Annotated in this window: 34 protein-coding genes; 26 read left to right on the top strand and 8 right to left on the bottom strand. The window is 60.5% G+C overall.

All coding sequences use genetic code 11. From position 1 onward, the window contains the following. Positions 1–3 precede the first annotated feature (3 nt). The 18 genes from ACFR9U_RS17160 to ACFR9U_RS17245 all read left to right on the top strand — a co-directional run bounded on the left by ACFR9U_RS17160 (position 4) and on the right by ACFR9U_RS17245 (position 8,071). Positions 4–549: a hypothetical protein gene (locus ACFR9U_RS17160; protein WP_247378364.1), complete on the top strand. Its 546-nt coding sequence runs from the start codon at positions 4–6 to the stop codon at positions 547–549. Then, positions 539–1,195 carry a hypothetical protein gene (locus ACFR9U_RS17165; protein ID WP_247378365.1) on the top strand — a complete coding sequence of 219 codons (657 nt, stop codon included), beginning with the start codon at positions 539–541 and terminating at the stop codon, positions 1,193–1,195. The genes ACFR9U_RS17160 and ACFR9U_RS17165 overlap by 11 nt, the downstream gene beginning before the upstream one ends. Further along, the gene (locus ACFR9U_RS17170) at positions 1,192–1,971 is read left to right on the top strand and encodes a hypothetical protein (protein WP_247378366.1); all 780 of its coding nucleotides are present in this window, start codon (positions 1,192–1,194) and stop codon (positions 1,969–1,971) included. The genes ACFR9U_RS17165 and ACFR9U_RS17170 overlap by 4 nt, the downstream gene beginning before the upstream one ends. Further along, entirely contained in the window at positions 1,968–2,132 is a 165-nt protein-coding gene (locus tag ACFR9U_RS17175; RefSeq protein WP_247378367.1) for a hypothetical protein, read from the top strand. Before ACFR9U_RS17170 ends, ACFR9U_RS17175 begins: the two co-directional genes overlap by 4 nt. A gap of 81 nt (positions 2,133–2,213) precedes the next feature. Beyond that, positions 2,214–2,525 carry a hypothetical protein gene (locus ACFR9U_RS17180; RefSeq protein WP_247378368.1) on the top strand — a complete coding sequence of 104 codons (312 nt, stop codon included), beginning with the start codon at positions 2,214–2,216 and terminating at the stop codon, positions 2,523–2,525. Positions 2,526–2,527: 2 nt separating this feature from the next. Beyond that, positions 2,528–3,004 (top strand): hypothetical protein, encoded by a 477-nt coding sequence (locus ACFR9U_RS17185; RefSeq protein ID WP_247378369.1) that lies wholly within the window; start codon positions 2,528–2,530, stop codon positions 3,002–3,004. A 3-nt stretch (positions 3,005–3,007) separates the two neighbouring features. Further along, a complete protein-coding gene (locus ACFR9U_RS17190; protein ID WP_247378370.1) occupies positions 3,008–3,727 on the top strand; it encodes a hypothetical protein in 720 nt (239 codons plus the stop codon). Positions 3,728–3,737: 10 nt separating this feature from the next. Continuing rightward, a complete protein-coding gene (locus ACFR9U_RS17195; RefSeq protein ID WP_247378371.1) occupies positions 3,738–4,010 on the top strand; it encodes a hypothetical protein in 273 nt (90 codons plus the stop codon). Positions 4,011–4,084: 74 nt separating this feature from the next. Beyond that, entirely contained in the window at positions 4,085–4,426 is a 342-nt protein-coding gene (locus ACFR9U_RS17200) for a hypothetical protein (protein ID WP_247378372.1), read from the top strand. Between the two features lie 3 nt (positions 4,427–4,429). Next, a complete protein-coding gene (locus ACFR9U_RS17205; RefSeq protein WP_247378373.1) occupies positions 4,430–4,816 on the top strand; it encodes a hypothetical protein in 387 nt (128 codons plus the stop codon). Further along, complete coding sequence (locus ACFR9U_RS17210) at positions 4,813–5,505, top strand: hypothetical protein (protein WP_247378374.1); 693 nt, start codon at positions 4,813–4,815, stop codon at positions 5,503–5,505. The genes ACFR9U_RS17205 and ACFR9U_RS17210 overlap by 4 nt, the downstream gene beginning before the upstream one ends. Before the next feature lies 1 nt (position 5,506). Then, on the top strand, positions 5,507–5,992 hold the full coding sequence (locus ACFR9U_RS17215) for a hypothetical protein (protein WP_247378375.1): 486 nt from the start codon (positions 5,507–5,509) through the stop codon (positions 5,990–5,992). Beyond that, positions 5,992–6,480, top strand: a complete 489-nt coding sequence (locus ACFR9U_RS17220) for a hypothetical protein (RefSeq protein ID WP_247378376.1) — start codon at positions 5,992–5,994, stop codon at positions 6,478–6,480. The genes ACFR9U_RS17215 and ACFR9U_RS17220 overlap by 1 nt, the downstream gene beginning before the upstream one ends. Further along, a complete protein-coding gene (locus ACFR9U_RS17225) occupies positions 6,480–7,004 on the top strand; it encodes a hypothetical protein (protein ID WP_247378377.1) in 525 nt (174 codons plus the stop codon). The genes ACFR9U_RS17220 and ACFR9U_RS17225 overlap by 1 nt, the downstream gene beginning before the upstream one ends. Beyond that, the gene (locus ACFR9U_RS17230; RefSeq protein WP_247378378.1) at positions 7,004–7,468 is read left to right on the top strand and encodes a hypothetical protein; all 465 of its coding nucleotides are present in this window, start codon (positions 7,004–7,006) and stop codon (positions 7,466–7,468) included. Before ACFR9U_RS17225 ends, ACFR9U_RS17230 begins: the two co-directional genes overlap by 1 nt. Next, on the top strand, positions 7,465–7,641 hold the full coding sequence (locus ACFR9U_RS17235; RefSeq protein ID WP_247378379.1) for a hypothetical protein: 177 nt from the start codon (positions 7,465–7,467) through the stop codon (positions 7,639–7,641). The genes ACFR9U_RS17230 and ACFR9U_RS17235 overlap by 4 nt, the downstream gene beginning before the upstream one ends. Then, positions 7,638–7,832: a hypothetical protein gene (locus ACFR9U_RS17240; RefSeq protein WP_247378380.1), complete on the top strand. Its 195-nt coding sequence runs from the start codon at positions 7,638–7,640 to the stop codon at positions 7,830–7,832. Before ACFR9U_RS17235 ends, ACFR9U_RS17240 begins: the two co-directional genes overlap by 4 nt. Continuing rightward, positions 7,829–8,071, top strand: a complete 243-nt coding sequence (locus ACFR9U_RS17245; RefSeq protein WP_247378381.1) for a hypothetical protein — start codon at positions 7,829–7,831, stop codon at positions 8,069–8,071. The genes ACFR9U_RS17240 and ACFR9U_RS17245 overlap by 4 nt, the downstream gene beginning before the upstream one ends. Before the next feature lie 48 nt (positions 8,072–8,119). On the opposite strand, the gene ACFR9U_RS17250 is transcribed toward ACFR9U_RS17245, so the two are convergent. Further along, positions 8,120–8,380: a hypothetical protein gene (locus tag ACFR9U_RS17250; RefSeq protein WP_247378382.1), complete on the bottom strand. Its 261-nt coding sequence runs from the start codon at positions 8,378–8,380 to the stop codon at positions 8,120–8,122. A 187-nt stretch (positions 8,381–8,567) separates the two neighbouring features. Here ACFR9U_RS17250 and ACFR9U_RS17255 point away from each other — a divergent pair, with 187 nt between their 5' ends. The 7 genes from ACFR9U_RS17255 to ACFR9U_RS17285 all read left to right on the top strand — a co-directional run bounded on the left by ACFR9U_RS17255 (position 8,568) and on the right by ACFR9U_RS17285 (position 13,052). Continuing rightward, positions 8,568–9,086 carry a hypothetical protein gene (locus tag ACFR9U_RS17255; RefSeq protein ID WP_247378383.1) on the top strand — a complete coding sequence of 173 codons (519 nt, stop codon included), beginning with the start codon at positions 8,568–8,570 and terminating at the stop codon, positions 9,084–9,086. Positions 9,087–9,212: 126 nt separating this feature from the next. Continuing rightward, the gene (locus ACFR9U_RS17260; protein ID WP_247378384.1) at positions 9,213–9,839 is read left to right on the top strand and encodes a tyrosine-type recombinase/integrase; all 627 of its coding nucleotides are present in this window, start codon (positions 9,213–9,215) and stop codon (positions 9,837–9,839) included. A 69-nt stretch (positions 9,840–9,908) separates the two neighbouring features. Continuing rightward, positions 9,909–10,517 carry a hypothetical protein gene (locus ACFR9U_RS17265; RefSeq protein ID WP_247378385.1) on the top strand — a complete coding sequence of 203 codons (609 nt, stop codon included), beginning with the start codon at positions 9,909–9,911 and terminating at the stop codon, positions 10,515–10,517. A gap of 1,085 nt (positions 10,518–11,602) precedes the next feature. Beyond that, entirely contained in the window at positions 11,603–12,220 is a 618-nt protein-coding gene (locus ACFR9U_RS17270) for a hypothetical protein (RefSeq protein ID WP_247378387.1), read from the top strand. Continuing rightward, positions 12,213–12,434, top strand: coding sequence for a hypothetical protein (locus ACFR9U_RS17275; RefSeq protein WP_247378388.1), 222 nt, complete (start codon positions 12,213–12,215; stop codon positions 12,432–12,434). The genes ACFR9U_RS17270 and ACFR9U_RS17275 overlap by 8 nt, the downstream gene beginning before the upstream one ends. 193 nt (positions 12,435–12,627) lie before the next feature. Continuing rightward, positions 12,628–12,819, top strand: coding sequence for a hypothetical protein (locus ACFR9U_RS17280; protein ID WP_247378389.1), 192 nt, complete (start codon positions 12,628–12,630; stop codon positions 12,817–12,819). Next, positions 12,816–13,052 (top strand): hypothetical protein, encoded by a 237-nt coding sequence (locus ACFR9U_RS17285; RefSeq protein WP_247378390.1) that lies wholly within the window; start codon positions 12,816–12,818, stop codon positions 13,050–13,052. The genes ACFR9U_RS17280 and ACFR9U_RS17285 overlap by 4 nt, the downstream gene beginning before the upstream one ends. A gap of 2,099 nt (positions 13,053–15,151) precedes the next feature. Here the strand turns inward: ACFR9U_RS17285 and ACFR9U_RS17290 are convergent. The 7 genes from ACFR9U_RS17290 to ACFR9U_RS17320 all read right to left on the bottom strand — a co-directional run bounded on the left by ACFR9U_RS17290 (position 15,152) and on the right by ACFR9U_RS17320 (position 22,090). After that, positions 15,152–16,114, bottom strand: a complete 963-nt coding sequence (locus ACFR9U_RS17290; RefSeq protein WP_247378391.1) for a hypothetical protein — start codon at positions 16,112–16,114, stop codon at positions 15,152–15,154. A gap of 212 nt (positions 16,115–16,326) precedes the next feature. Further along, positions 16,327–17,667 carry a cytochrome P450 gene (locus ACFR9U_RS17295; RefSeq protein ID WP_247378392.1) on the bottom strand — a complete coding sequence of 447 codons (1,341 nt, stop codon included), beginning with the start codon at positions 17,665–17,667 and terminating at the stop codon, positions 16,327–16,329. A 40-nt stretch (positions 17,668–17,707) separates the two neighbouring features. Continuing rightward, entirely contained in the window at positions 17,708–18,607 is a 900-nt protein-coding gene (locus ACFR9U_RS17300; RefSeq protein ID WP_247378393.1) for a hypothetical protein, read from the bottom strand. 59 nt (positions 18,608–18,666) lie between these two features. Continuing rightward, positions 18,667–19,911, bottom strand: coding sequence for an ELKS/Rab6-interacting/CAST family protein (locus tag ACFR9U_RS17305; RefSeq protein ID WP_247378394.1), 1,245 nt, complete (start codon positions 19,909–19,911; stop codon positions 18,667–18,669). Between the two features lie 154 nt (positions 19,912–20,065). Continuing rightward, the gene (locus ACFR9U_RS17310; RefSeq protein ID WP_247378395.1) at positions 20,066–20,899 is read right to left on the bottom strand and encodes an MBL fold metallo-hydrolase; all 834 of its coding nucleotides are present in this window, start codon (positions 20,897–20,899) and stop codon (positions 20,066–20,068) included. A gap of 44 nt (positions 20,900–20,943) precedes the next feature. Continuing rightward, positions 20,944–21,633, bottom strand: a complete 690-nt coding sequence (locus ACFR9U_RS17315) for a histidine kinase N-terminal 7TM domain-containing protein (RefSeq protein ID WP_247378396.1) — start codon at positions 21,631–21,633, stop codon at positions 20,944–20,946. A 70-nt stretch (positions 21,634–21,703) separates the two neighbouring features. Next, the gene (locus tag ACFR9U_RS17320) at positions 21,704–22,090 is read right to left on the bottom strand and encodes a YlbF/YmcA family competence regulator (RefSeq protein WP_247378397.1); all 387 of its coding nucleotides are present in this window, start codon (positions 22,088–22,090) and stop codon (positions 21,704–21,706) included. 173 nt (positions 22,091–22,263) lie between these two features. On the opposite strand from ACFR9U_RS17320, the gene ACFR9U_RS17325 reads away from it, so the two are divergent. Continuing rightward, on the top strand, positions 22,264–23,688 hold the full coding sequence (locus ACFR9U_RS17325) for a M61 metallopeptidase family protein (RefSeq protein ID WP_247378398.1): 1,425 nt from the start codon (positions 22,264–22,266) through the stop codon (positions 23,686–23,688). Positions 23,689–23,732: the final 44 nt, after the last annotated feature.

Consider the following 23,732-nt stretch of genomic DNA (forward strand, 5'->3'; position numbering starts at 1 on the left):
TGCATGAGCACGAACGATGATCCCGACGACCCCACTCCCGACGACGCTCCCGAACCTGACGAACCAACTCCCGACACCGACGACGCCGACGAGCAACCCGAGATCGAGGACGACGAGATGGCCGACTGGTCGGCCGTCGGTGACGAGGTAGCCGACGATCCCGACGACGAGGGCGACGACCAGGACGACGGCGACGACGAGCAGGCCGGCGATGACGTCGACGACCTCGGCGGGATGGACCCCGGCCAGATGGACACCTCGATCGGAGACATCTACTGCAACGCGCTGGGCCTCGGCGCAGCTGTGGCTCGGGACCGCTGGGGCGAACTCGACGAGGACAAAGCCGATGCGATGGACGAGTACGCCGACCTGGCGCGGCAACTCGAAATCGACCAGTACGTAGACGAATGGCTCCGAACGCAGGGCGGGATGAGCGAACTGTCGCCAGGCCAGGCAGCGATGCTGATGACGCTCATGTTCCCCATGCTCGTGGCGATGGATGACCCGGCGCTGGCCAGCAACGCGATGGAGGGATTCGATGGTTTCTAACCCCTTCGACAAGGTCAGAGAGGCCGGAGCAGAGCGGTTAGCCGGGCGAATCACGCCATCAGAGATTCCTCACGTCCAAGTCGGGACGAACATTGCGGCCGGCATCGAGCACGAGCAGGCCCAGGCGCTCAACCAGGCGCTCCGAGCGGCCGGAATGGAGGACAAGACCCTTCATCACGACCAGCAGGCCCGCCAGCGGTTGCTGCTCGGTGTTGCGGACGCGATCAGCAACCAGAATTTCCGCGGCTGGTGGTTCGAGGAAGTCGCTCCTCGGTGGTTCGATAACGCCGAGCAGGCCGAGCAACTGGTTGGACTCGACGGCGAGGAGTGGCGCGAGCGAATCCGGGCCTGGCACGCCGAAGCCCACGGCCGGGGGCTTGTCGAGACGCCCCTGTCCGACGCCGGCCCGGCAGACCTGGCCGAGACAGCCGCAAACGTCGCGGAAAACCGCTTCGGTGTCCCGCTCTCCGTGCTGGTAAGTCGTGTTATCAACTGGGACCAGGGGGCCGAGACGCGCCGGCTACTCGCGGGCAACATCGACCACCACAACCGTCTCATCCGGCAACTGGCCGAGCACATCAAGCGACTGCAGGAGCGCATCGAGCAGCAGAACGAGCGGATTCAAGAACTCGAAAACCAGGCATGAGCAGGGCGCTACTTGCTGGACAATCCGGCTGGGGAAAGTCGTGGTTGGCACAGCAGTATGCTGAGGAGAACTATGAGAGCCATGACCGCGTCGTTCTCTGGGACTACAAGGACGAATACCGCGGATTTATCAAATCCGGCTTTTCGTCGTGGGTGGGTCTCAGCGATACAGAATTGCTGTCTGTCGATGGCTGGAAGCGGATGCTTGAGACGAACAAGAGCTTAGTCGTAGCCCGCGCTGTCGACGACGAGGCCTGGCGAGAGCAACTGGCCAACTTCGCGGCTGCTGCCCGCTCCATCAACAAGTCCGTGCTGCTGCTGATCGATGAGGCCCACTTTCTGGCGCCCCAGCGATTCGGCTATCCCGACGACATCCGCGGTCTGGCGACGACCGGGCGGGGCGAGCGGGTTACGTCGCTCTGGGTCACCCAGCGGCTCTCAGAACTTGACGAGACCGTTATCGCACAGGCCGATATTCGGATTCTTGGTGGGTTCACCTCTGACTCTGACCTGGCCAAGATCGGCCGTACAGTGGACTACAACGAGGAAGTGCATAATCCACTGGTGAATAACGTCACTGTCCCCTCGGAGATCGACCGCAACGGCAAACCAGTTACCCGGTTCGTCGATGATGGGGGGTCTCTGACGGGGTCTGAGTGGATTTACTCGACGACAGACGGCGACCGGAGACGGGTCAATTCGGGGAACCTGACCATGCAGTCAACGCACTACAGTCCTGAAGGTAACGAACTGAAACCATTAGGAGCCGACTCATGAGCAACAGTACACGTCTCCCCGTCGTTCTACGGGGCGAGATGGCGGACCGGTTTCTCGAAATCAAAGAGGAGATCGAGGCCGAGACAGGCCACGAAGTGAACCGGACTCGCGTCGTGAGTGAGATGATGCGCGACTGGGGCGGTCGGAGTCACCACCGTTAACCAGCGGTCACTAATTCCAAAATCACCGTTTAGAGGCGCGACTGGGGTTATTTTTCGGGGTCTTCGCTATGACTGCCTGCGATGGCAGATACAGGATTGGATGACAGTTTCGACGCACTGGCAGACGAAGAACTCTGGATGCAGACCGCCGCGGTCGGCGGGGCGTACATGGGGTCGGCAGTCGCACAGGGTGCGCTCGATGGGATGCTTCCCGTCGACGTGCCGAACGAAGCCTACGGCGTCGGTGTGGCCGCGGTCGGCTACGCCTACGGCGGCAGCTTCAACCGACAACTGGCGACTGGCGGCGCGCTCTACACGCTCGACGCCTTCGCGCAGCGAGTCGGGGTCAAGGAGTCGATCAACCAGGCCGCGGCCAACGCAGGGGGGAGCTGAACATGGGACGCCAGCTTTCCAACATCAGCGACGAGGCAACGCAGATGCAGAACACGCCGGGTGAGATGACGCCCATCCTCGAACTTCAGCCCGAGGACGGCCTCACGTGGCTGATTTCGCCGAACGTGGCACGTGGCAACGAGCCGGGTATCCCCATCTTCGGTGGCTTCTACGACTCCAACGGCGACCCGCTCCCCCAGGACACGAAGGTCGCGCTTCAGTTCGAGGCACCCAACGACGATGACCGGCAGACGGTCACCGAGCCGTACCGGCACATCCGCGACTACCTGACGCTGGACCTCAAGGACCAGCAGAACGAGGAGTACATCGACGCTATCAAGCACATCCTCAAGGGCCGGCAACTCGTCGTCGAGGACATCGACACCCTGTACGTGTCGATCCAATCCTCGGCGCAGATGGACTGGTCGCAGGTGGGCAGTCGCGTCACCATCAGCGAGAACGCAGTTCAGGAGGTGTAGACCGTGGCAGACGCTGAATCCGTCTTTCAGGCGATGCAGCAGATGCCGGGGAAGAATCGACCGCTGACCCAATCGGACTTCGACCTGTCGGCCAACGAGACGGGCAACCGCTCACGCGTTGCTACACGGAAGGCCATTCGGCCGGTTGTCGTCCGCGAGAATGCCCGGTACGACGTGAACATCCCGGCGTATCAGTCCTACACAACCGACGGCGCGGCGGGTGACACCGAGACGATCAACCTCGATCACAACGTCATCGACGCCGACGGCGTGTCCGAGGACGTGGTGGTCTTCGAGGGCGGTGCAGACGCCACGGCAGACGTGACCGTCGACTACGCGGCCAACACCGTGGACCTGGCGAACACGGACGCAGACGCCTCTGTCGACATCTGGTACATGACAGACGCCCAGGCCCGGCTGGAAATCCGCAAGACCGCCCCGAGCAACTACTATGCCGACCTCGACGAGCGGGACGCCGGGATGGTCAACCTGCGGGACCAATCGCGGGACCCGCTGACCTTCGAGTTCTCGGACCCCTTCGGCGGCGCGATCCCGACCGACTGGCGGCTCGAAATCTACATCGACGCGCCGTACCCGGTCAAGTGGTCGGGAACGGGTGACGCGAAGCCGCGCAACGCGCTCATCTCGGTGCCGATCCACCGGAAGAACAACGAACTGGACCCGCTGGAAACCGTCGTGAAGAACCGGCTGGACATGGTGTAGGAGGGTGATCATGGGAGGACTCTATGATGACCCTGGCGGCGGACAGTACCACACCATGACGGTGCCGACGGGGTCGGGGAGTCCGGCCCAGCAGGCCCCCAGCGGTGTGGACTCGTCCGTCAACGTCGGGCAGACCGGCGGGAAGACGGTGAACAGTCACCTCGATTCGTTCTTTGACCAGAGCGGCTGGACCCGTGAGGACGTGCTCGTCGTCGCGGCAATGGTGCAGCTGCTCGCCTGGTCCGTGCTGCTGTACTTGGAGGTGAGCGATGCACGGAACTGAGGTAGATGTCGAGGACATGGACAAGCGGGAGATCGAGGACGAGCACGAGAAGATTCTCGGGGGGACGCCTGACGATGCCTGAGGTGCCACCCGACGCGCTGGCGCTATGCGAGCCGGAGACGGTCGCCCTCGATCCCGGCCAGAAAGCCACGATCACCGTCACGCCGAAGCAGTCGAGCACGACGCTGCGCATCGTGACGCCGGCCATGTCGAAGTTCAAAGACTCGTCCTATCGGGTTGAACTCGACGGAAACACAGTGTATGGGCCGGCGGCGCTCCCGCCGACCGACGTGGACGATATGGCCGGGATGTGGCGGCCGGCGAAGCGGGCGAACAACGACGTGAAGCTCATCATCAAAAACCTGAGCAGCAACCCACGGACGTATCACACGCAACTCGTGGGCTGGGAGGAGTGAGCGATGCCAACGGAGACAACTACCGAGATCGAGGCCATCAAAGAGGCACTCGACAAGGACGGCAACGAAGCTCATGCGGCGACGGACGAACGGCTAGAATCCGTCCGTGAGCAGGGCGCGAACAAGGACGCCCTACCGACCTTCGCGTACAGCACGAGCGGCACAGCGGCTGAGCAACTACCGAGCAACAGCGTCCCCGACGGCGTCGACGTGTCGATCATCTACTATCCGAGCAATTCGGGCATCGTGTGGGTGGGCGACTCCGACGCCCAGGAAGTGCCGCTGACTGGCGAGGGCCAGGCGTTCTCGGCTGCCGTGGCCGATACAAACGCGATCTGGGTGCAGACCCCGAACGCAGGAGACACGGTTACGGTGGTGTTCGAGCGATGACGGCGAACTTCACCGGCGGCGGCTCCTCGGGGCCTGACTACGTGCAAACGTCGGCCCCGGCGGACCCCGACGAAACGGAACTGTGGTATGATCCCTCAGCAGACCCGGACGGAGACGGCACGAACGAGGGCGAATACTACATCTTCGGGACTGACGGGCAATGGCACCCCACGGGCGTCGAGTCGCACACCGCGCTAGTCGACGTGGCCGAGGACAGTCACCACGCCTTCCCGATCCGCACGTCCGGCCTGACGGACGACGCCGTCACACAGGCGAAGATCGCGGCCGGCGCGGTCAGCTCAACGCAGCTTGCTGACGCAGCGGTGACGCTGGCGAAACTCGGGTTCGACCCGGCGACGCAAACCGAGTTGAACGACCACGCCAGCAGTGCGAACGCGCACCACACACCGCCAACTGAAACCCTCGACAATGCGGGCACTCCGGAAGTTTGGATGGTTGGGGATAGGGTTAATCACCCTCCAATTTACGTCGAAAGTTGGGACCTCTACAATCAAAACGAAAGTGGCAATTACACCGTGTTTATGTCCGACCAATCGGACAGGTCTGGAACTATCGACGCAGGGGAAACCATCTCAATGGACCTAAACGGGTATGTTACCGGCCTGAGCGCCGGCGAATGGCCGTATCTGAAAGTTCAAAATCCGATGATTCCACGGGTGACGTTCTAACATGCCGGTCAACTCTGGTTTCGGCTGGGAGCCGCCCTATCCCCCTGGTGACAAGGTCAGTTGGATTCAGGACCACTCGGCGAGTGAACTCCTGTTTTGGGTTGACAAGCCCGGCGGGCATCTGATGATTGATAGCGGCTGGAGCACTGTCTCAAAGGAAACTGGTGGACGCTGGTCCAGCATTCAAGAAATCCGAGAGGATGCACGGATCAAAAACCCGTCTCAATTCGACAGTTTCGAGGCGCTCCAGGAGGCGCTTCGGCAGCTTGAACAACAGGAGCAGGCCCGCTCGTCAGGCGGCGGCAGTCAGTCTCCCGACTCGACCCCAGACGGCCGCACGAGCGGCCAGACGCCCACTCAGCAGCAGCCCGCATCGGGCGGCCAGACGAGCAATCAGCAGCAGGAGGCACCGGCAATCAATCAGACGCATATGATCGCGGCGGCGGTCGCTATCGGCGTCGTGATCGCGGCCAGGAGGAGCAACTAATGGAGTACATTCCAGAGGCAGACACGGACGGAGACGGCGAGATAACGGCGATGGAAGAGTACGCGTGGGAAAACGACCACACGACCATCAACGAGGATGGCAGTGTCTCAAGCAACCTGGCGGCGCATGAGGCCACAGAAGAATGGTCGGGCGACGAGGTCGAGGCCGACGTTGCAGCCGGCGAGGCCGTCGAGGCCGGTCTGATCTCGTCGGACACCCGGCAGGCGCTGACCGATCAGTTCGCGAGCAATGACACCGGCATCGGAGACAGTGGCGAGAACACGACGGCCGATAAGGTGGAGTCGAAGCTCGAATCCGCAACCGAGCAGGTCACCACGACCGAGCAGGCCACCACGCCCGGGACCAACGGCCAGGCCGTGATCGGACAGGCGGCCGGCACGATCCCGAGCATGGGACAGACGGAGATGCTGGCCGTTGGAGCAGCCGCGGCGGCTGTTGCATACTTCGCAGCAGGAGGGGGTGCCTGATGGGGGGATGGCTCGCCTCCGACGATGACGGCGCTATCTGGGACGGTCCCGACCCGCTGAATCTCGGCGGGTCTGACAGCGGTTCCGGCAGCGGCGGAGGAAGCAGCGGCGACAGCACGGATAGCGGCGACGAGACTCCCCAGCACGTTCCGACTGGCGTGCAAAACCCGTTCAACTGGCAGGTCGAGGACGGGGACGTGACGGCTCCCCCAGACTCGGCCGTGACGGAAGACGGCGAGGTCGCCGGCTCGGAGACGGTCGTGGACGATGACGGGAGTCTCGACATCAACCCGCTCGGAGACATCACGCTCGACCCGACCGACGAGGACTATCAGTCCACCCCGGACGGCGCACAGCCGACCCAGCAGCCGGAAACGACTCTCTCCCGGATTTTCTACCAGACCGGGAGCGCCGACCAGGCCGTCAACGAGGCCGCCCAACAGCAGCAGAACCAGCAGACCATGATGTTCGCGGCGATCGCACTGGCCGCGGTCGCAGCAGTCGCAATCGGGAGGGGTCGCTGATGGGCGGCCTGCTCGATGGCGCAGCGGACGCATACGATAACTTCGCTGAGGGTCTGTCTCGATCCGCACAACGGCAGTTCGACGATACGCCGGGCGGCGGGTTCGCTGATCTCGATACGTACCTCCCCGGACAGTCACCGGGCGAGCAGGCCGACGTAAGCGATCATACGGACGATGGAATCCTGACCGCCCCCCCGGAGGAGACCAGCCAGGGACCTGTGTACCAGGTCGTTGGTTCGATCCCTCGCCAGTTCGATGATCGGCCGGACGGCGGGTTCGCTGACGAGGCGATCGACTTGGGCGGCGACGTGGCAACCGACGCTGCGAAGGCAGGCACGCCGGCCTGGATGAACCCGTTGATAGAACACCCGTTCATGACCGTTGGCGCGGCGCTGGTGCTGTTTCTGTTCATCTCAGCCGGCGGTCCTTCGGAGATCGCGGAGGCAGGAGGTGCCTCGGCATGATCGAGACCGCGACATTTGTTTCGGGCGTCGGTGTCTTGGTCGCGCTCGACCTCGCTGTATTGGGCGTGAGCGTTCAGAACGCCCGCAAGGTCGGCACGGACAAGGAGGCACGCGAGACGGCCAGCACAGCCCTCAAGACAGCACGCGAAGCGAAACGGGAGGCCAAGGCATGACACCATTCGGACTCGATCAAGCAACGATCACGGCGGTCTCGTGGACGGTCCTTTGCCTGCTCGCAGGCATGACCGTTCCGACAGAGTACGGGCTACGACAGATGCAGGGCTTCGGCCGGTGGGTGTTCAACAAGGTTCCGACAGCTCCGGCCGAAGAGATCGAGGAGGTCGACGCGGGGGGCGAATCGTGAGGTTCCCAGCCGAGGCGGTGCCGGACGGGGGCATCTTCCTCCCGCACCATCTCTACATCGGCGTTGGCGTCATGCTGTTCGGCTTCGCGTTGGTGTGGGACCCCTACGACAAAGCCGGCGCGGTCCTGACGCTGCTGGGGCTCTACATCGCTGCCGACGACGCTGTGAGCCATGTGTTCGGCGTCTGGACGCCGTTGGACCACATCTGGAAGGTGTGGCTGGCTGGCGTCATGACGTGAATCGAGTGTCCGGGTCTCGGGACAGAGTCGGACACAAACAGTCCAACGTTATTCGTTGGCAGAATCTTGCTCTTCGCTTAGTAACTCCGCCAGAGTCACATCAGGCGTTTCTTCAGATGCTCGTCGGCGAGCATCTACAGCATTTGCTAATGCGTTTAGACGGTCGATTCTCCGCTGTTCTGTTTCCTCGTCAAACTCGCCATTCCAGATACGCCGGCTCATCTTGACGATGGCTTTATCCAGGGCATCCAGGGCATCATCAAAGCTCATTGAATCAAAATCTTCTAACTCATCTGAATTATCCGTCATTTCCGCTATCTCCTATTTCCGGACACCTCTACAAACTTGCGGGTACCCTGCTCACTTACTGTCGTTCCCGCACAGACTGCGCGTAATTGACCCCGCTTTTGTCTTTAAGTTCGTGTGCGTTTTTGATACAGAGGCCGCCTCGAGTGATATTCAAAAATCATATCTTACAACCGGTTATTTCCCAAATATGCAAATTACAATCTCTACGGAAGTAGCCACTCTTAGTTCAGGGATTATTGGCGGAATTATTGGATCTCTAGGAAACTACTTGGTTCAAAGACGGAAGGAAACCCGTCAAGAACACTCAGAAATGGTTTCATTACGGAGTTCACTAATCTCCGAGATTGAGACAATGAATCACGTGGAGGACTTTGAACTTGGTCCTCGTAATTTACCTAAAAAGGGATCGTTTTCAAAGGATGTGTATGAAAATAGCAGCCACAAATTGGGATTGCTTACAGATGAGGAAGCTTCAGCAGTGATTCAATTTTACGGCTCCGTTGAAAAATTACAAAGTCATATAGAAGCTTTTCATATAGCAAGTCGGCAATACCGGGAAATCGAAGAAGACCGTCACGCTGCAAAGCAACAAGCATCCACCGCCAGAAATAAATGGTTTAGTTTGATTGAGACATCATTCTACGAATTAAAAAAGAACCGACGCGCCGCGCTGAACCTTCTAAACGAGCATGCAGAATCCCAATGAGAAGTGATTGGCGGCGAATTAATCCACTACCGATGATCAGAGTGGTCTGTAGTTTGGAAAATTTGAATGTTCGTTTCTCATAGGTAGACCCAAACATTCGAATGCCTGGAACCCGTATGTCTTTATATGGGAACCACCTCGCACACCCCCCGAAACGAGAAAACGAACATTCACTTTCTCAAGCCGAAGCAGATTGAGCAGATGCGCGATGCCGCCCACGAGGGTCGGCACGGTCAGCGCGACGACGCGATCGTGACTCTGCTCTACGACACCGGCCTTCGGCGCAAGGAGCTGTCCCAGGTCAACCGCGACATGCTCGACCTCGACGACGAGCAGCTACGACTGCCTGGACACATCCAGAAAGACTACCCGAACGAGAACAGTCCCAGTCCGGTGACCATCGAGATCGACCAAGAGGGCGACCTGCGAACGGCGCGAACGCTCCGGTCGTATCTCTCGACTCGTGACGACGACAGCCCGGCGTTGTTCCCGTCGCGGAAGTCCGACCGACTGACAGGCAAGGGAATAAACGACATCGTGAAGCGGCTCGCAGATCGGGCAGAGGTGCGACCGCACACCTTCACCGGTCGCGGTGAGAGCAACGACGTGACGGCCCACACGCTCCGCCACAGCGTTGCATACCGGATGCTCCACATCTACGATGGCTACACACTCTACAATGTCAGGAACCGGCTACGCCATTCCAGACTGGCGACGACAGAACAGAAATACGACCACTTCGACAGTGTGTGAGCGCGAAAAGTAGACTGGCTGTAAGGATATACGAACTGTTTTGTTCGCCCCATTGCATTTCGTGCGTGTATGAGACGGCGCAAACTGCTTGCGGGATTGGGCATCGCTTCTGTGGCTGGCTGTGTCGAAATCAACACGGGCGGAGCGAACAACAACCAGAACAACAATCAGAACACTAAGACCCAGCAGCCGACCCAGACTCAGACTCAGACGGCTACCGCAACAGAAACAGAGAGTGGTATCGAGCAGGCCGAGGAGATCGTCCAAGAGGTTCCGACAGAGGAACCAACACCCGAACCAACCCCTGAACCAACGCCAGAGGCTGTCCAGATAGCCAACGAGAAAATCCGAGTTCACGAGGATGAATACCAGGTCTACGCGTTCTCACCGGACAGTCAGGCAAAGGTGGCATATCAGTTCACAGTTCGTCAAGGCCCCGATATTGACGTTTTCGTGACCACCCGAAACGAGTTCAATCAGTTCGAAAGCGGAAACCGGTTCCGCGTCCTCATGAATTCAAAAGAATCGACGGGGGACCAGCAATCAGAAACGCTGAACCCTGGCGATCTCGCGCTCGTCGTCGACAACACGGATGCTGGATGGGCCGATCCGCCCAGCAATCTCGATGACGACGTGGCTGTAGTCGAAGTGGCAGCAGCCTATCGAGAGCAGGAATAGAACGTAGCTACAACCTCAGACGACGAGGACCAGGATTCCATCCCGGCGGAAACGACCATCTTTTGAACACGGCAGCAGCGTTCGGGTAGGGGAGGTGCCGCGCGTTGAGATCGCCGTTAAGATACCGCCGTCCCTCGCCGGTGAGTTCGTACATCTCGCCGTGTATCGGCGCGATGAGGCCGGCGTACTGAAGTCGTTTACACCGGTTCCGAATATGGCCTTTTGTCGCAGAGAATTCGATTGACTTTTCCATAATAGTGGGCGTAGACCAACCCTCAGAGGCGATTTTTTCTAAGATTCGTTCGTCAAGTTGCACCATCCATTCAGCCGACTTTCTCTGTCGAATGGCCTGCATACTCTACGCTTGCTCCTGATTGTCCCCCACCGTTGGACCGCCGTTGCTCGCGTGATTATTCACCTCATCCGGTGCATCCTCTGAAGTATTTATTTCACCCCGTAGATACCCCTCACCTCGCTCTGTAATTCGATAAACACCATTTCCTAAGTCTTTGACTAACCCGTGTTCAGAAAGTTTATTCAGGCGGTTAGAAACCTGTTGTCGGCTTCGGACTATGTAATCTTTTTCTGAGATTTCCTTGGGTGTACTTGTCTCGGTCCCATGCAGATGTTCCAATATTCGATCATCCAGCAATACCATCCAGTCCCCGGAGTATCTCATGTTGTTAATTAATTAACCAAGGGACAATATTCCTGTGGATAGCAACTGGATCGGTTGCAAGCAAACACACTAGGTTGCGTAAAATATATTTGCTCGTGGTTAATTGATTGCTAATGCAATGGCACAGAGAAGCCTGTCGGTGTCCATTTCGATGCCAATGGAGATGGACGAAGAGATCCAAGCAGAGGCCCAAAAACACGACATGCAGTATTCTGAGTACGTCCGTCACCTAATTCGCCAGGCGTTAGACTCGCCATTCGATGAACCGGACGCGGTGCTATGTAAGGACGAGAACAGCAGTGTGGAACGTGACGCGGGAGCCGCCTAACATGTCCAGTGCAGCGCAGGCCCCCACGAGCGACGATGGCAGCGGCGAGGAAAAGGGTAACGACGGCGGTGATGATCCATGAGCGGTATCGAGTCACTTCGACCGCTCTACATCCGGCGCGATCCCGACCGGTCTCGTGACGAGGCCAACGAGGAGACCGTGACGGCTGTCGGCGCACAGTTCCCGAGCGGAACCATCGTCATCGAGTGGCGGCGCGAAGCCTTCGAGGAGGACGAGCAGACGAACAAACCGGTGCGATCCACGTACCAGACCGTCGCGGACGCCGAAAAGGCCAGTGGCGGCGAAGTCGTGTTTCAGAACGGCTGGAACGTCAACGACGACGGCCCGGACATCGACCGTGGCGAGGAGATCGTCACCGACGGCGGCCAGGCTGAGTTTTTCGAGCTCGTCGCCGACGAGTTCCCGGTCGCGTCCGGGAAGGTCAGCGATCCCGACGGCGCGACGGCCTACGATGCGCTCGCCGTCCGTGTGCAACCGGAAGATCACCCGCGGCTGAAGATGGCCGGGTTCAAAAGCCCGCAAACGCTCTACGTACTGTTCTCGCCCGGTGGGCGGCCGCTCGCAGACTACGACCCATTCCGGCTGAAGCGCGAGTGTCCCGGTCCTGCGGACTGGCTCGTCGACCAGCTACAGGCGCTCAGTGATGAAGCCTTCTCGGAGGGAGGCCATGTCTGACGACGCTTTCAACTACACGGTGAAGCTGAAGCGTGGTGACGACACGCAGAAGTGCAAGGTCTCCGCGCCGGACATCGAGACGCTGACCGAGCGCGTCGACGCCGTCCGCGAGAAGCTGGGCGAGTGGGCCGGCGACTACAACGAGATTCAGCCCGACGAGGGCCGCAATCTCGCCGACGACCAGCGCGACTTGTCGGAGGTGGGCACAGCGTGACGATTCACGCTTTCTGCGACAATTGCGGCCGGAAAACGCGCCACTCGCCAGACCCGGACACGTCGGACCTCGTTGGTGACGACGTCATTCAGTGCAACGGTTGCGGTGAGACACGCTATCAGGAGGCCACAGCGTGACCAGAGGATATAGCGAAGAGCGGTTTACAGGTTCGAAGCCGGGCAGCGAGTGGCCGATGAATTTCGACGATTGGCCGCTTGAGCAGCGAATCGACTACGTGACCGGCTTTATCGGTCGCGCCGAGTTGATACGTCGTTCGCTGCATCTCTCGGGCTACAATCCGGGAGACATCACTCCTGGCTACCGGATGCGGAAGGATGAACTGGCCGCGATCTACCTGACGTTGCGGAGGTGCGCGAACACGTGACTCGTCAAATCGCACGCTATCGCGTGTTGATCGACCACGACGACCTGGCCGGCGTCAGAGAGTACGGGCCGTTTTCGGAGAACGTCGCGGTCACCACCGCGGCAAAGGCAGCCGTCCAGAGCGAGGTATCGGCTACTGTCGTCGGTGCGAGACTCGGTGATCTCGCCTGGCAACCAGCATCGAGCACGACCACCCCAGAAACGGGGCCATCCCCTCAGTCTACCAAGCCATGAGTCCACAAGTCAAAATAAACTATCTTATTTGTGTTGCTGATGCCCTATATCGGCAGTCCAGACATACATATTCAGATTACTAGACCCGGCAACGGAGTTCTGTTCGATACAAATGTAAATATGATTCGGGAGTGAGATAGACTAGGCTATCGATCACTGGTGAATGCCCCCTCTGCTTGGAACGGCTTTTTTCGGGCCTGACCCCAAGGGTTCGAGCCCAGAAACAGGGCTCGCAAAGACCGGCCAATTGCAACGAGATCACAGTCGAGATCGACACGTTGCTAAAGCGATCGAAACCGCTTGCCATCAGGGGACGATCGAGTCACAGTCTCAGCGAAAACAAAACTCTGGAGAGAAGTAGACCCCACAACGTTCTGGCCGACCGCGACGACACGCGCTATCCATGGAACAGATTAGTTGATTCACCATTGGAGATTGAACCCCCGACGCAGAGCAGAAGAGAGAAAACCATCGTCTGCCGTTCCAGGAGAAGCCACAGCTAACGAAGACCCCGAAAGGTGCGTCGGGAAGAACACTGATGGACTGTTGACGAACCGTTCCGTGAACAGAGAGCCCCGACGGGAAACTTGAGGACGCAAAAATCATATTGGAGTCGTATCACTCAGCCTCACGATTCGATTAGGATGATGGTAGAGTGCGTTTCTCCCAGGTGACTGTCCTATTTCAGGGTTATTCACGGTGGATGTGGGCGTCTGTATCGGCACTCCCGCTTCGAGAAGGTCCCGAGGATCGTCTTTGAGTTTCGCCTCGTCTACCTGGGATGCCGTGCAGACAGCATAGATAGATTCGAGAGTGGCTGTAACGGGCCTGAATGGGACACGAATTCACTGACCCTCTCGGTAGGGGATCACGCTGACGATGGGCTAGCGACATCTCTGGTTTTTCTCGCACACACTGAATTCCGCATGCACTGTAAGATTCCCCCTCTGAAGGGGTCCAACGATCTCACAGCCACACAGAGTCGATAGAAGCGACGTTGCTACCTTAGATAGATCTGGCAGAATTGAGAAGTCAGTGGGTCTCTTGAGTCACGTTCGCAGTCTTGCTTCGATCACAGCGGTTTGAGCCGTCCGACAGAATCAGTGCAGTTCAGAGTGGTCGTTTTCAGCGACAGAGGCCGGACGGAAGGCAATTGCACCTGTGAGAGAGCGCTCAACGGAGGGGAGGGGGCTGTAGGGATGGCAGTTCGGTTCACTCCACTCTGTCGACGAGCCCTCGAAGCCCGCGATGGGGGCTGTCGTCAGAGACGAAACCCGGATAGCAATCGACGCAGCGCAGCTACCAAGACGGTTCATCGAATAGCTCCCCAGTTGATGAACAGAGGCTTCAGGATCGTGGCCTCTCCCCACCACTGGAGCACGGAGAGATACCTCACCGCGACCAACTGTTTGCAGCTATACGGTCCTCACGTCAGGTCACGTATTCACGTCGACTCAAATCTGGGTTGGAGAAAGGCGTCGGAATAGAGGGTCATAGCCACTGCAGAGACTCAGTGACGGGGTCGAGGTGGCAAAGAGTTGAGAGAGTCCGTAACAGGCCATTCAGCCTCATCTTCAGGGGTGGCTCTGGCAGCCCACTGTCTCAGCGCAAGTATCTCAGCAGAATCCGATGCCAGCTGCGAAAACCGATATATGCCATACTCGTGCGCTCTGGGCACCACTGCAAGTGGTCTCTGGTCCGGTTCGTATCGTGGGGTGACGACGCTGGGAACCCCGATGAATCCCTCAGACAGGCTTTCTGGACACACCTTCCTACAGTGTTGTCGGTGAGCCAGTTGGTTCACCAGAAAAGATGATGGGTTCTCGGTCGTCGATCGCCCACATCGGTGATTCTGGGAGTTTGAGTCCGTTTTTCTGGTAATTATTTACCCATATAGTAGTAAATTTATTAAACTGGCCGTCTGGTGCCGAACAGATAAATCATATATCGCTATATCGAATTGGAGAAGTGTCGTTGCGAATGCCGGTGAAAACGTTCACGAGATATAGAATCTCTCACCGTTCTGACTGCCGTTTGAGGTCGTCCCTACTGACGAGCGCGCCGTCCACTCCCCCACTACAGCGGGACCGGTGAGCGACTCAGACACCAAGACTCGTGTCTTCCGCCTTTCCGGTTCCGGTGATGACGACAGTCCGGCCAGTCCGGGAAACAGACCTGTCATCGAGTGCGTCGGTCTGGTCGGTTTGCTCGGCCCAGCTTTCGACGGCGTTACGTTCAACGGCGTCCCCGTCCTCGAAAACGAAGACGAACTGCATCTCGACCCCGTCCGCGAAGAGGTCGAGAGTCGCCCCGGTAGCGACGACGCCCGCGAACTGTCCGTCGTTAACATTGGTTCCCTGGACCATCGGCTGTGTCTGGCCGAATACGAGCGTCGCCGTCCCGAGTGTCTCGGTGAGCGTTGACAGATCCGAGTTGGCGTCCACGTACTGTTTGCCGCCCCCCGTTCCCGCTTCGATAATGGCGGTGACGATTCCCTCCGTTCGTGCAGCGGCGGCTGCACCGTCCGTAATTGCAATCTCCTTTCCGACATCGTCTCGGTACACAGTGAATTCGGCCTTCTCGCCGATACGCTCGTACCGCAACTCCTCAAGTTCGCTTCGAACCTCTCCTGGGGCAAACGACCCTTCAAAGTACCTGCCAACGCTGGGGAAACTGAGTGTAGCATCCACGCTATTGTAGGAGAGATCCATGTCGAGCAAGGGGAACGAAATCTCTCTGCCTGCGAACCGCTGGTAGGTCTCGCCCAAACGTTGCTTATTCGCCTGGAGAGCGGTATCGTGAGAAAACAGGAACGGATAGTATGCATCGCGACCGCTCGTCGTCGGGGCGTAGAGCCACCGAGTGTATTCGAGCGGGATCGAAGATCCGTCCGACGATGCACCGTTTCTGGTGTGGGATGTGGTTGTTCCGTCCGCCCCGTCCGACCCGTCGCCATCTGATTCGAGGAGCCCCGTACAGCCCGCCACCCCTCCAGCGATGCCCGCAGTAACCGTGGTAACGGTAGAACGGACCATCTGCCGTCGAGACATACCATCTGTCATGATTAGATTATATAATTACAATGTAATAATTACATCGTCATGTCCACTTCTCGTGAACGATTTCTGTCGTTCGCAACTCGCCGGAGGTGTGGCCCAGGTCGGCCGAGGGTGACAGTAGCAACGTTAGGAGTATTGTCACGATCAGAGCGCTCGGACTACAGGAGCCAGTAGTAATCTTTGCTGACCCTCCAGGCAGCGAAAAGTGAAAGCGACTATCGCTCGTGAACGATGGCCTCGATGGGGCTTCGTGGGCGCGTCGTGAGCGAGGCGGCGAGTGAGAGGTCATCGTTCGGGACCTCGACGGTGAACTCCTGGAGGATGGTCGCGAGTACCAGTTGGGCTTCGATCGTCGCGAACTGTTCTCCGATACAGCGCCGCGGGCCTCCCCCGAAAGGGAAGTACGCGAACTCCGGCCGATCCGGGTGTTTCGAGTCATGCCACCGGTCCGGGTCGAACTGCCAGGGATCGTCGTACCAGCGCGCGTCGTGGTGGACGACCCACTGCGGCGTCGAGACGAGTGCCCCCGCTGGAATCCTGTACCCACCAATCTCCACAGGCTCGGTCGGTTCCCGAAGCAACGTGTGGATCGGAGGATACAGACGCATCGACTCCCTGATGACGCGCTCCGTGTACGCCAGGTCTGGGAGGTCGGCCATCGTCGGGTGCGTGCCAGCGAGTTCGGCGTCGAGTTCCGCCTGTACCCGACGCTGGGTCGCCGGGTTCGTTCCGAGCAGATAGAGCGAATACGTCAACACGAGGGCCGTCGTCTCGTGACCAGCGAGCAGGAACGTCATCACCTCGTCGCGGAGCGTCTCGTCCGACATCGCTCGCTCGTCGTCGTCTCCTGCCTCGATGAGACGAGTGAGCAGATCGTCGGGCGGCTGGTCGGCGTTACGCCGCGCGGTAATCATCTCTGCGATGAGCGACTCCAACTCCGCAATCGCCCGTCGATATCGCACGTTCGTCGGCGTGGGCGTCCACTCGGGCAGATACGTCGACACTCGTGCGAGGTCGAACTTGTCGACGATGACGTCCGCCGCCTCGCCGATGACCGACCGCTCGCCGTGAATGTCTTCGTCGAACAGGGCCTTCGCGAGCACCTGGAGCGTCACGTCGACCATGTCCGACTGAACGTCACGGCGATCCCCGTCCGCCCAGTCGTCAGTGAGCCGATCGGCGTACCCCGTAATCATGTCCGTGTACGTCGCCAGACGCTCCCGATAGAACATCGGCTGTATCAACTGCCGCTGGCGTTGCCAGAACGCGCCTTCACTGAGCAACAACCCGTCGCCGAGGAGGCTGGACAACCGCCGCTGGAGTTCGTCGCCCTTCCGAAACGAGTCGTGCTTGGTGACCAGTACCTGGCGAACGGCGCCGGGGTCTGTCACCATGTAGCTCTGGTCGCCCGCGATTTCGAGTGCCACGACGTCACCGTACGTCGCTGCACAGTACTCGCGAAACGCGAACGGCGCACGTGCGAACTGCAGGGTGTTCCCCACCACCGGCCACTGGCGTGGCCCCGGCGGCTCCCCCGAGGGATGGTTCTCTCCCATCGTCCGAACAGTTCGGTAACGTCACAAAAAAACGCCCCGCTCAGGACGACGCCAGCTGGGTCTCCAGATCAGCGCCGACGATGACGTCCGTCGCTTCCTCGACGGCGTCGCTTCCCTCCGCCGTATTTTCCAGGAGGACGGTCTCACTCGGGAACAACTGTTCGCCGAGTTCCAGGCCGTGATCGTGTGCCGTCGAGCCAGTGACGGTCAGATAAACGCCGATCCCCGTCTCGGCGATCGCTGCTTCTTCGGTCGTGCCGGGATCGGGGTACGTGAACGAGACGTCTTCGATCGCACGCGTGCCGAGAACTGCCTCGACCAACCGCTCGTACCGCGGTGAGATGCAGAGCGTTCCGTCGTAGGCCTCGATGAACGAGCGTGTGAGGTCCTCGTCGAGTTGATCGGTCGTCTCCGGCGTGGCCAGCAACGTGTGCCAGACGGTGTCACCGAGGCCCGAGACGACGCGCACGTCGGTGTCCAGCGGGTCGATCCGCTCGTTGACGTCCGCCAGAGACGTCAGCGGCTCCGGCTGGAGTCCGACGACCTCTTCGAGGACGAGATCGGCGCTGTCGAAGCCGAGCGCGAATTCGTGCTTGCGGAGGGCCCGAAACGGCTCTTCACGGCCGATCAACTGGATGTCGATGTCTCCAACGGGGATGGTGACGCTGTCGAAGACGATCCGACGGGGCATGCCCTGCCGGTCGTCGCGGAGCAGACTGTACTCGGGTGCGCCGCGTTCGTCGATGTCGCTGTAGTCGGCGAGGCGGTCGTACACGTCGGCCGTCGCCGTCTGTTTCCCCTTGGTGATGGCTTTCTCGTACTGGAGCGTCGAGATGATCTCGTCGGCGAGGTCGGCCGTGCCGGTGGCGCTGGCGAGCCGTTCGAGGACGGCCTCGAGTGGGCGCCCTTTCCGCGGCACGGCGACGCGCACAGTGGTCATTATGGGTACGCAAACGAGCAGGAAGTAAAACGGGTCCGGTTTCCGATGCGTCTGGTGTCTTACCCGTCCGTCGCACCGAGCACGTTACTGAGCTGTTCGCGCCACTCTTTGAGCTCCTCGATTTCGCTGTCGAGTTCGTCGACCTGGGACGCCACGTCGTCGACGTCCGCCATATCGTCTTCCAGATCGGTCATCGTCTCCTGGACGTCCTCGAGGTCGTCGTCGAGGTCCTTGATGTCGCCTTTCAGCGACTGGAGGTCGTCTCGAATGCCCCCGACGCTGTCGTCGAGCGAATCGACCTGCTCGGAGTTGTCGCTGATGTCCGATTCGAGCCCGTCGAGCTTCGACTGGACGTCGTCGAGCCCCGACTGGACGTCGTCGATGAGGTCAGCGCCGGTCCCGTTCTCTTCGAGGAACTCTTCGAGCGCGTCCGTGTACGCTTCCAGGTCGGCAACGTCGGTCTGAAGCTTCTGGATCCGCGCGTCTTCGGCCCCGTTCTCACTGGCGCCGTCCAGATCCAGTTCGTCCCGGAGGACGTCGAGGTCGTCGTCGGACACCTCGCCGTTGCGAATCTCCGTCGCGAGCGCCGACGCGACGCTCTCGACGGCTGGGGCGGAGCCGTTCGTCGCTGCCGTGGACTGCTCGGCACTGTCGTCTTCGGTCTCCGCTGTCTCGGCGTCTGCCTCGTCCGTTTCGTCTTCGTCGTCCGTATCCGCTTCGGCGTCGGACTCGGCCTCCTCTTCGTCGTCTTCCTCGACTTCCCCGTTAGTATCAGCTTCCCCGTTCTGTTCTTCGGCGTTCGGATCAGTCAGATCGAGAGTACCGATGTCTTCGTCGGTCTCCTCGTCGTCTAACCCCGGGACAGAATCAGTGTTGCCAGAGATGACGTCGCGAACGACGTCGCTCCCGCTCCCACCCACGACGCCGTCTTCGTCCTCCAGCGGCGGATCCACGTCAGCGACGTCCGGTTCGGTGAGGAACTGCTCGACGTTGTCCGTCCCGGTGGCGCGAATCCCGTACACGGTCGTGTACTGTTCTTCCGATTCGATCTCTCGCTCGAAGGTAATCACGTCGTCTTCGATGGTCCAGAACTCGCTTCCGTACTCGGGATGGAAGCCGAGGTCTTCGACGGCCACGTTTTCTGGCACGTCGTCGACGATTCGGACCGTCACCGCCTCGGTTCGGTCCGACTTGATGCGGAATGCGATCGCCGGGACCGGGAAGGCGTCCGCCTCGAACGTCTTGATGACGGTGATCCCGTTAGAGGCGACGGTGACCTCCTCGTAACTCTCCGATTCGCTCATGCTTACAAGTCCGTTTACCAATGATATTAAAGCTACGTACCGTTTTTCTTTCTTCGGCAACCCCCACCACACGAAATCAACTCCTCGGAAACCGCGACAGACCAGAGAATCGACAGAAGGCGACGCACCGCTGAGAATCGGCGGAAGCGCCGGGTCAGAGGTCGACGCGGTCGCCGATCTCGACGATTTCCAGCCGGTTCGGGTACTCGAAGCTTCGGCAGTGGTCGTGGAGCGCAGTCGGATCGGCGGTGAGGCCTTTCCACATGTCCCAGTGGGTGGGGAGGAGTCGGTCGAGTTGGAGCTGGCGGGCCGCTTCGCAGATCTCGTTTTCGTCGCTGTACCACTTGGTGTACTTCGGCTCCCGGGTCTGCTTGTCCGGGATCATCCCGTCGGTTCCGTACGCGAGGACCCCGAGGTCGATGTCGTAGTCACGACCGATGGCCTCGAACGGCGCGCCGGGCCTGGCGTCGCCGCCGTGGAAGAAGGTGCCGGCGTCGTGTTCGAAGACGTACGACACCGGGTGCGTCGCGTCGGGGTCGTTCGCCGGTTCGACGTGAACGGTAAACGAGCCGATCGCGAGGGTGTCGCCCTCCGTGATTTCCGCGAACTGGTCGTCCTCGACGGCCCACTCGTCTGTCCAGCCTTCGGTCTCGGCGATCGCGAGGGAGTCGTCCGGCCCGACGTAGTCGGCGCCGGTTTCGGCGAGTATCGGTGCCTGACTCGCCCCGTGAACGTGATCGGAGTGTTCGTGCGTGGCGAACACGGCGTCCGCCTCCTGGACGTCCCCCGGTTCGAACGGAACCGGGATCATGCGAACGGTACGCGGCGGGTCGCCAGTGCCGAGATACGGATCGACGAAGAGCGTCGTGCCGTCGCTCGCCTTCAGGACGAACCCGTTACAGCCCAGATACCAGAGCGCAACGCCGTCGGGACTCGCGTCGGCGACGGCCGTCGGAAGCCAGTCGCCCCAGTCGCTGTGAATTGCCATAGCGCGAGGTGGTCCGGGCAGGGAAAAGAGCGTTACGCACCCAGTCAGGAGTAGATCGCGATCGCCGTGACGATGAGGACGGCGCTCAGAGTGAACCCGAACGGCGCGAAATCGACCTCCGTGATACCCAGCAGGTAGACGAGGTTGCCGAACAGCGGTGCGATCGTCGCGTAGAACATCGTGCGCGCCTGCTTGACGGCCGTGGTCGATTCACCGAGCCGAAGGAACTTCTCGACGAACAGCGCCATCGACCCGATGGCCAGCAGGTAGGAGTACACCACGTGCAGATAGTACCACGGTCCCCAGGTGAACGCCAGTCGGACGACGTTGCCCGCGGGCTCGACGACGGTGGTCGTCGCACGAACGAGGTGGTGGAACTGGTTCGTCCAGACGAGCAGATTCGTCAGGATCGGCACGACCGCCAACAGCAGTACGTGCCGCGTCGTCACGAGTTCGGACCGACCAGTGTACTCCAGGGCGAAGACGAAGATCGCCAGCGTCGTCAGCGTCGGTCCGACGAACCGAAGGTTGTGCCAGAAGAGACGCTGTACCGGCGAACCGGTGCCGAGCATCAGCCCGTAAGAGACGGTCCAGACGACGATCGCGCCCAGGAATCCGATCATCGGCCACGCGCCCGGACGACCGCGCTGCGGAAGCGTCACCAGCAAAAGGACGAGCGAAATCGCTGCAGCGACGAACAGCGGGACGGTGTAGACGTTGAACGCGAGCGCCATCTATCGGATCACTAACTCTGTTCGCCTGATAGAACGTACGGGGGTTTAATACCCTCGCCGAGCCGCCGTCTCAGTCCTCACAACAGCCGCCGGCCTTCTCTCCGAAGTCGATCACCAGCGGCTCGGAGATCTCTTCGTTGATCTCCTGCAGGCGGAGTTCGAGTTCGTTCTGGGCCTGGAGGAACTCCGACATCACCGGGATGTCGTGGAGCGCTTCCTGTTTGGACTGCAGTTCGCGCAGGTCCTCCTGGGTCGCCTCTCCGGTCTGGCGGGCGAGCATGAACTCTTCGCGGAACTGCTCGAAGTCTTGGATCTTCTCCTGAGCTTCTTCGCTCTGCTCGACTGCTTCTTTCGCTTCTGCGAAGGTCTGGTACGCGGGAAGGTCGGCGATCGCCGCGCCGAGTTCGCGACTGAGTTCCGTCACCGTCGACTCGGGGGACTCCGATTCGAGACTCATTAGACACCCGTTGGGGTTTCATCCGTTTTAACCTGCCGAACGATCCAGTCCGACCCCCGTTTTCGTTCCCGCTCCGAAATGTTGATTTCACTCCAGCTATCAGTTTAGATAATTTGAGAGATAGGAATATATTGTCTGGTCGGGATCCGGTAAGTAAGATCAGACTATCCGCCATGAAGAGTGGAATGCTGGTGGTCGTGCTCGTCTCTCTTTCAGTATCGAGTCCGATACTCACTGGACTCGGGGCGGCAGAGCCGGCCGGAACCAACGCGACGGCCCTCGGCGGCGACGGTCCCGAAACTGCGGTGAACGTCTCGCAGCTAGCGGACAGTGACCGGATTCGCTACGAACTCACGATGGCGTCGACGGCCGGACTCGAACGACTCACGGTCTTCGTCGGCAGCAGCGGCCGCGTCGTGACGGCCACGGGTCTCGAATCCGAAGCTCGCGGTCAGCGGACCAGACTCGCCTGGACCGGTGAGTCGGACCGCGTCCGCCTCGTCGTCGAAACGGGACGGACGGGGACCGCCGGCGGCACCGAGTCGGGCGAGTCTTTCAACGGGGAGGACTGGTCGCTCGGCAGCGTCCCGTTCGTGCAGGTCCAGTGGCGGGCAGTCGGTTCCTCGACCGTCCGGCACGCACGGCCCCTGGGAGAACCCGTGGGTGCCCTGGAAGACGACAGCGTCGGGATCTACGGCGATCGGTACGCGCTCCTGGGCGAGACGACTGAACGGACGAGGACGGTCGACGGCCAGCGGATACGCCTCGTCTCGCCGACGGGGACGGAACTCGACCCGGACCGGGACCGCCTGTTGTCAGTACTCGCGACTGCGTCGCGCCAGTTGGCCGTCGGCGACCGCGACGACGAGGTCCTGTTGCTGGCGCTGCCGGACCCGGCCCGACGCGGCGGTGAGTCGTTCCCGATCCGTGACGAAGGGTGGGTGTCGGCGAACGAGCCCGTCGACACCCCGAACAGCGTCTGGCTGCACGAGTACGTTCACACCCGGCAGTCGTTCCGGCTCGCCGACGACATGCAGTGGTTCCGCGAGGCCAGCGCGGAGTACTACGCCGCGCGGCTCGCGTACGAACAGGGGCTGGCCAGCGAACAGGAGCTACACGACCACATCGACGGCCGCGGGATCGACGCCGCGCTGACCGACAGTTCGACCTGGGACAACTCCCGCGTCCCCTATCGAAAAGGGGCGCGCGTCCTCGCGCTCGTCGATGAGAACGTCCGCGCCTCGACGGACGGTGAGCGCTCGCTCGAGGACGTGTTCCGCCGTCTGAACGAACACGAGGGGACGGTGAGCTACACCGATTTCAAACGGATCGTGGCAGCAGTCGCCGGCCACTCGATGGACGCCTGGCTCGACCGATACGTCGCGGGGACGCGGCCCGTCGCGAGTTTCTACGATCACGACTCCGAACGCGCGGGACCGTTCGCGCCCATCGAGGAGACGATGCAGAGAGGCGGGAGCGCACTCGTCTTCTTCGTCGTCGCGACCGCGTTCAGCATCGTCGCCAGCGTGCCGCTGTACACGTTCCTTCGGCGGTTCGACCCGGACGCCCTTCGGTCCCGTCCGCCACGGGTTTCCTGACTGTCCAGCCCGTAGGGAAAAACGTCGCCGTTTTACGCGCCGAG

This window comes from Halorientalis brevis, from assembly GCF_042678165.1.
GTDB classification, from domain to species: domain Archaea; phylum Halobacteriota; class Halobacteria; order Halobacteriales; family Haloarculaceae; genus Halorientalis; species Halorientalis brevis.

Coding starts and splice junctions, on each gene's coding strand:
- ACFR9U_RS17270 (WP_247378387.1), top strand. CDS start 11,603: ATGAGCGGTATCGAGTCACTTCGACCGCTCTACATCCGGCGCGATCCC.
- ACFR9U_RS17160 (WP_247378364.1), top strand. CDS start 4: ATGAGCACGAACGATGATCCCGACGACCCCACTCCCGACGACGCTCCC.
- ACFR9U_RS17200 (WP_247378372.1), top strand. CDS start 4,085: ATGCCTGAGGTGCCACCCGACGCGCTGGCGCTATGCGAGCCGGAGACG.
- ACFR9U_RS17260 (WP_247378384.1), top strand. CDS start 9,213: ATGGGAACCACCTCGCACACCCCCCGAAACGAGAAAACGAACATTCAC.
- ACFR9U_RS17230 (WP_247378378.1), top strand. CDS start 7,004: ATGGGCGGCCTGCTCGATGGCGCAGCGGACGCATACGATAACTTCGCT.
- ACFR9U_RS17205 (WP_247378373.1), top strand. CDS start 4,430: ATGCCAACGGAGACAACTACCGAGATCGAGGCCATCAAAGAGGCACTC.
- ACFR9U_RS17250 (WP_247378382.1), bottom strand. CDS start 8,380: ATGACGGATAATTCAGATGAGTTAGAAGATTTTGATTCAATGAGCTTT.
- ACFR9U_RS17295 (WP_247378392.1), bottom strand. CDS start 17,667: ATGGGAGAGAACCATCCCTCGGGGGAGCCGCCGGGGCCACGCCAGTGG.
- ACFR9U_RS17165 (WP_247378365.1), top strand. CDS start 539: ATGGTTTCTAACCCCTTCGACAAGGTCAGAGAGGCCGGAGCAGAGCGG.
- ACFR9U_RS17315 (WP_247378396.1), bottom strand. CDS start 21,633: ATGGCGCTCGCGTTCAACGTCTACACCGTCCCGCTGTTCGTCGCTGCA.
- ACFR9U_RS17265 (WP_247378385.1), top strand. CDS start 9,909: ATGAGACGGCGCAAACTGCTTGCGGGATTGGGCATCGCTTCTGTGGCT.
- ACFR9U_RS17170 (WP_247378366.1), top strand. CDS start 1,192: ATGAGCAGGGCGCTACTTGCTGGACAATCCGGCTGGGGAAAGTCGTGG.
- ACFR9U_RS17180 (WP_247378368.1), top strand. CDS start 2,214: ATGGCAGATACAGGATTGGATGACAGTTTCGACGCACTGGCAGACGAA.
- ACFR9U_RS17305 (WP_247378394.1), bottom strand. CDS start 19,911: ATGAGCGAATCGGAGAGTTACGAGGAGGTCACCGTCGCCTCTAACGGG.
- ACFR9U_RS17175 (WP_247378367.1), top strand. CDS start 1,968: ATGAGCAACAGTACACGTCTCCCCGTCGTTCTACGGGGCGAGATGGCG.
- ACFR9U_RS17280 (WP_247378389.1), top strand. CDS start 12,628: ATGAATTTCGACGATTGGCCGCTTGAGCAGCGAATCGACTACGTGACC.
- ACFR9U_RS17290 (WP_247378391.1), bottom strand. CDS start 16,114: ATGACAGATGGTATGTCTCGACGGCAGATGGTCCGTTCTACCGTTACC.
- ACFR9U_RS17325 (WP_247378398.1), top strand. CDS start 22,264: ATGAAGAGTGGAATGCTGGTGGTCGTGCTCGTCTCTCTTTCAGTATCG.
- ACFR9U_RS17195 (WP_247378371.1), top strand. CDS start 3,738: ATGGGAGGACTCTATGATGACCCTGGCGGCGGACAGTACCACACCATG.
- ACFR9U_RS17275 (WP_247378388.1), top strand. CDS start 12,213: ATGTCTGACGACGCTTTCAACTACACGGTGAAGCTGAAGCGTGGTGAC.
- ACFR9U_RS17310 (WP_247378395.1), bottom strand. CDS start 20,899: ATGGCAATTCACAGCGACTGGGGCGACTGGCTTCCGACGGCCGTCGCC.
- ACFR9U_RS17215 (WP_247378375.1), top strand. CDS start 5,507: ATGCCGGTCAACTCTGGTTTCGGCTGGGAGCCGCCCTATCCCCCTGGT.
- ACFR9U_RS17185 (WP_247378369.1), top strand. CDS start 2,528: ATGGGACGCCAGCTTTCCAACATCAGCGACGAGGCAACGCAGATGCAG.
- ACFR9U_RS17320 (WP_247378397.1), bottom strand. CDS start 22,090: ATGAGTCTCGAATCGGAGTCCCCCGAGTCGACGGTGACGGAACTCAGT.
- ACFR9U_RS17255 (WP_247378383.1), top strand. CDS start 8,568: ATGCAAATTACAATCTCTACGGAAGTAGCCACTCTTAGTTCAGGGATT.
- ACFR9U_RS17235 (WP_247378379.1), top strand. CDS start 7,465: ATGATCGAGACCGCGACATTTGTTTCGGGCGTCGGTGTCTTGGTCGCG.
- ACFR9U_RS17220 (WP_247378376.1), top strand. CDS start 5,992: ATGGAGTACATTCCAGAGGCAGACACGGACGGAGACGGCGAGATAACG.
- ACFR9U_RS17300 (WP_247378393.1), bottom strand. CDS start 18,607: ATGACCACTGTGCGCGTCGCCGTGCCGCGGAAAGGGCGCCCACTCGAG.
- ACFR9U_RS17210 (WP_247378374.1), top strand. CDS start 4,813: ATGACGGCGAACTTCACCGGCGGCGGCTCCTCGGGGCCTGACTACGTG.
- ACFR9U_RS17240 (WP_247378380.1), top strand. CDS start 7,638: ATGACACCATTCGGACTCGATCAAGCAACGATCACGGCGGTCTCGTGG.
- ACFR9U_RS17225 (WP_247378377.1), top strand. CDS start 6,480: ATGGGGGGATGGCTCGCCTCCGACGATGACGGCGCTATCTGGGACGGT.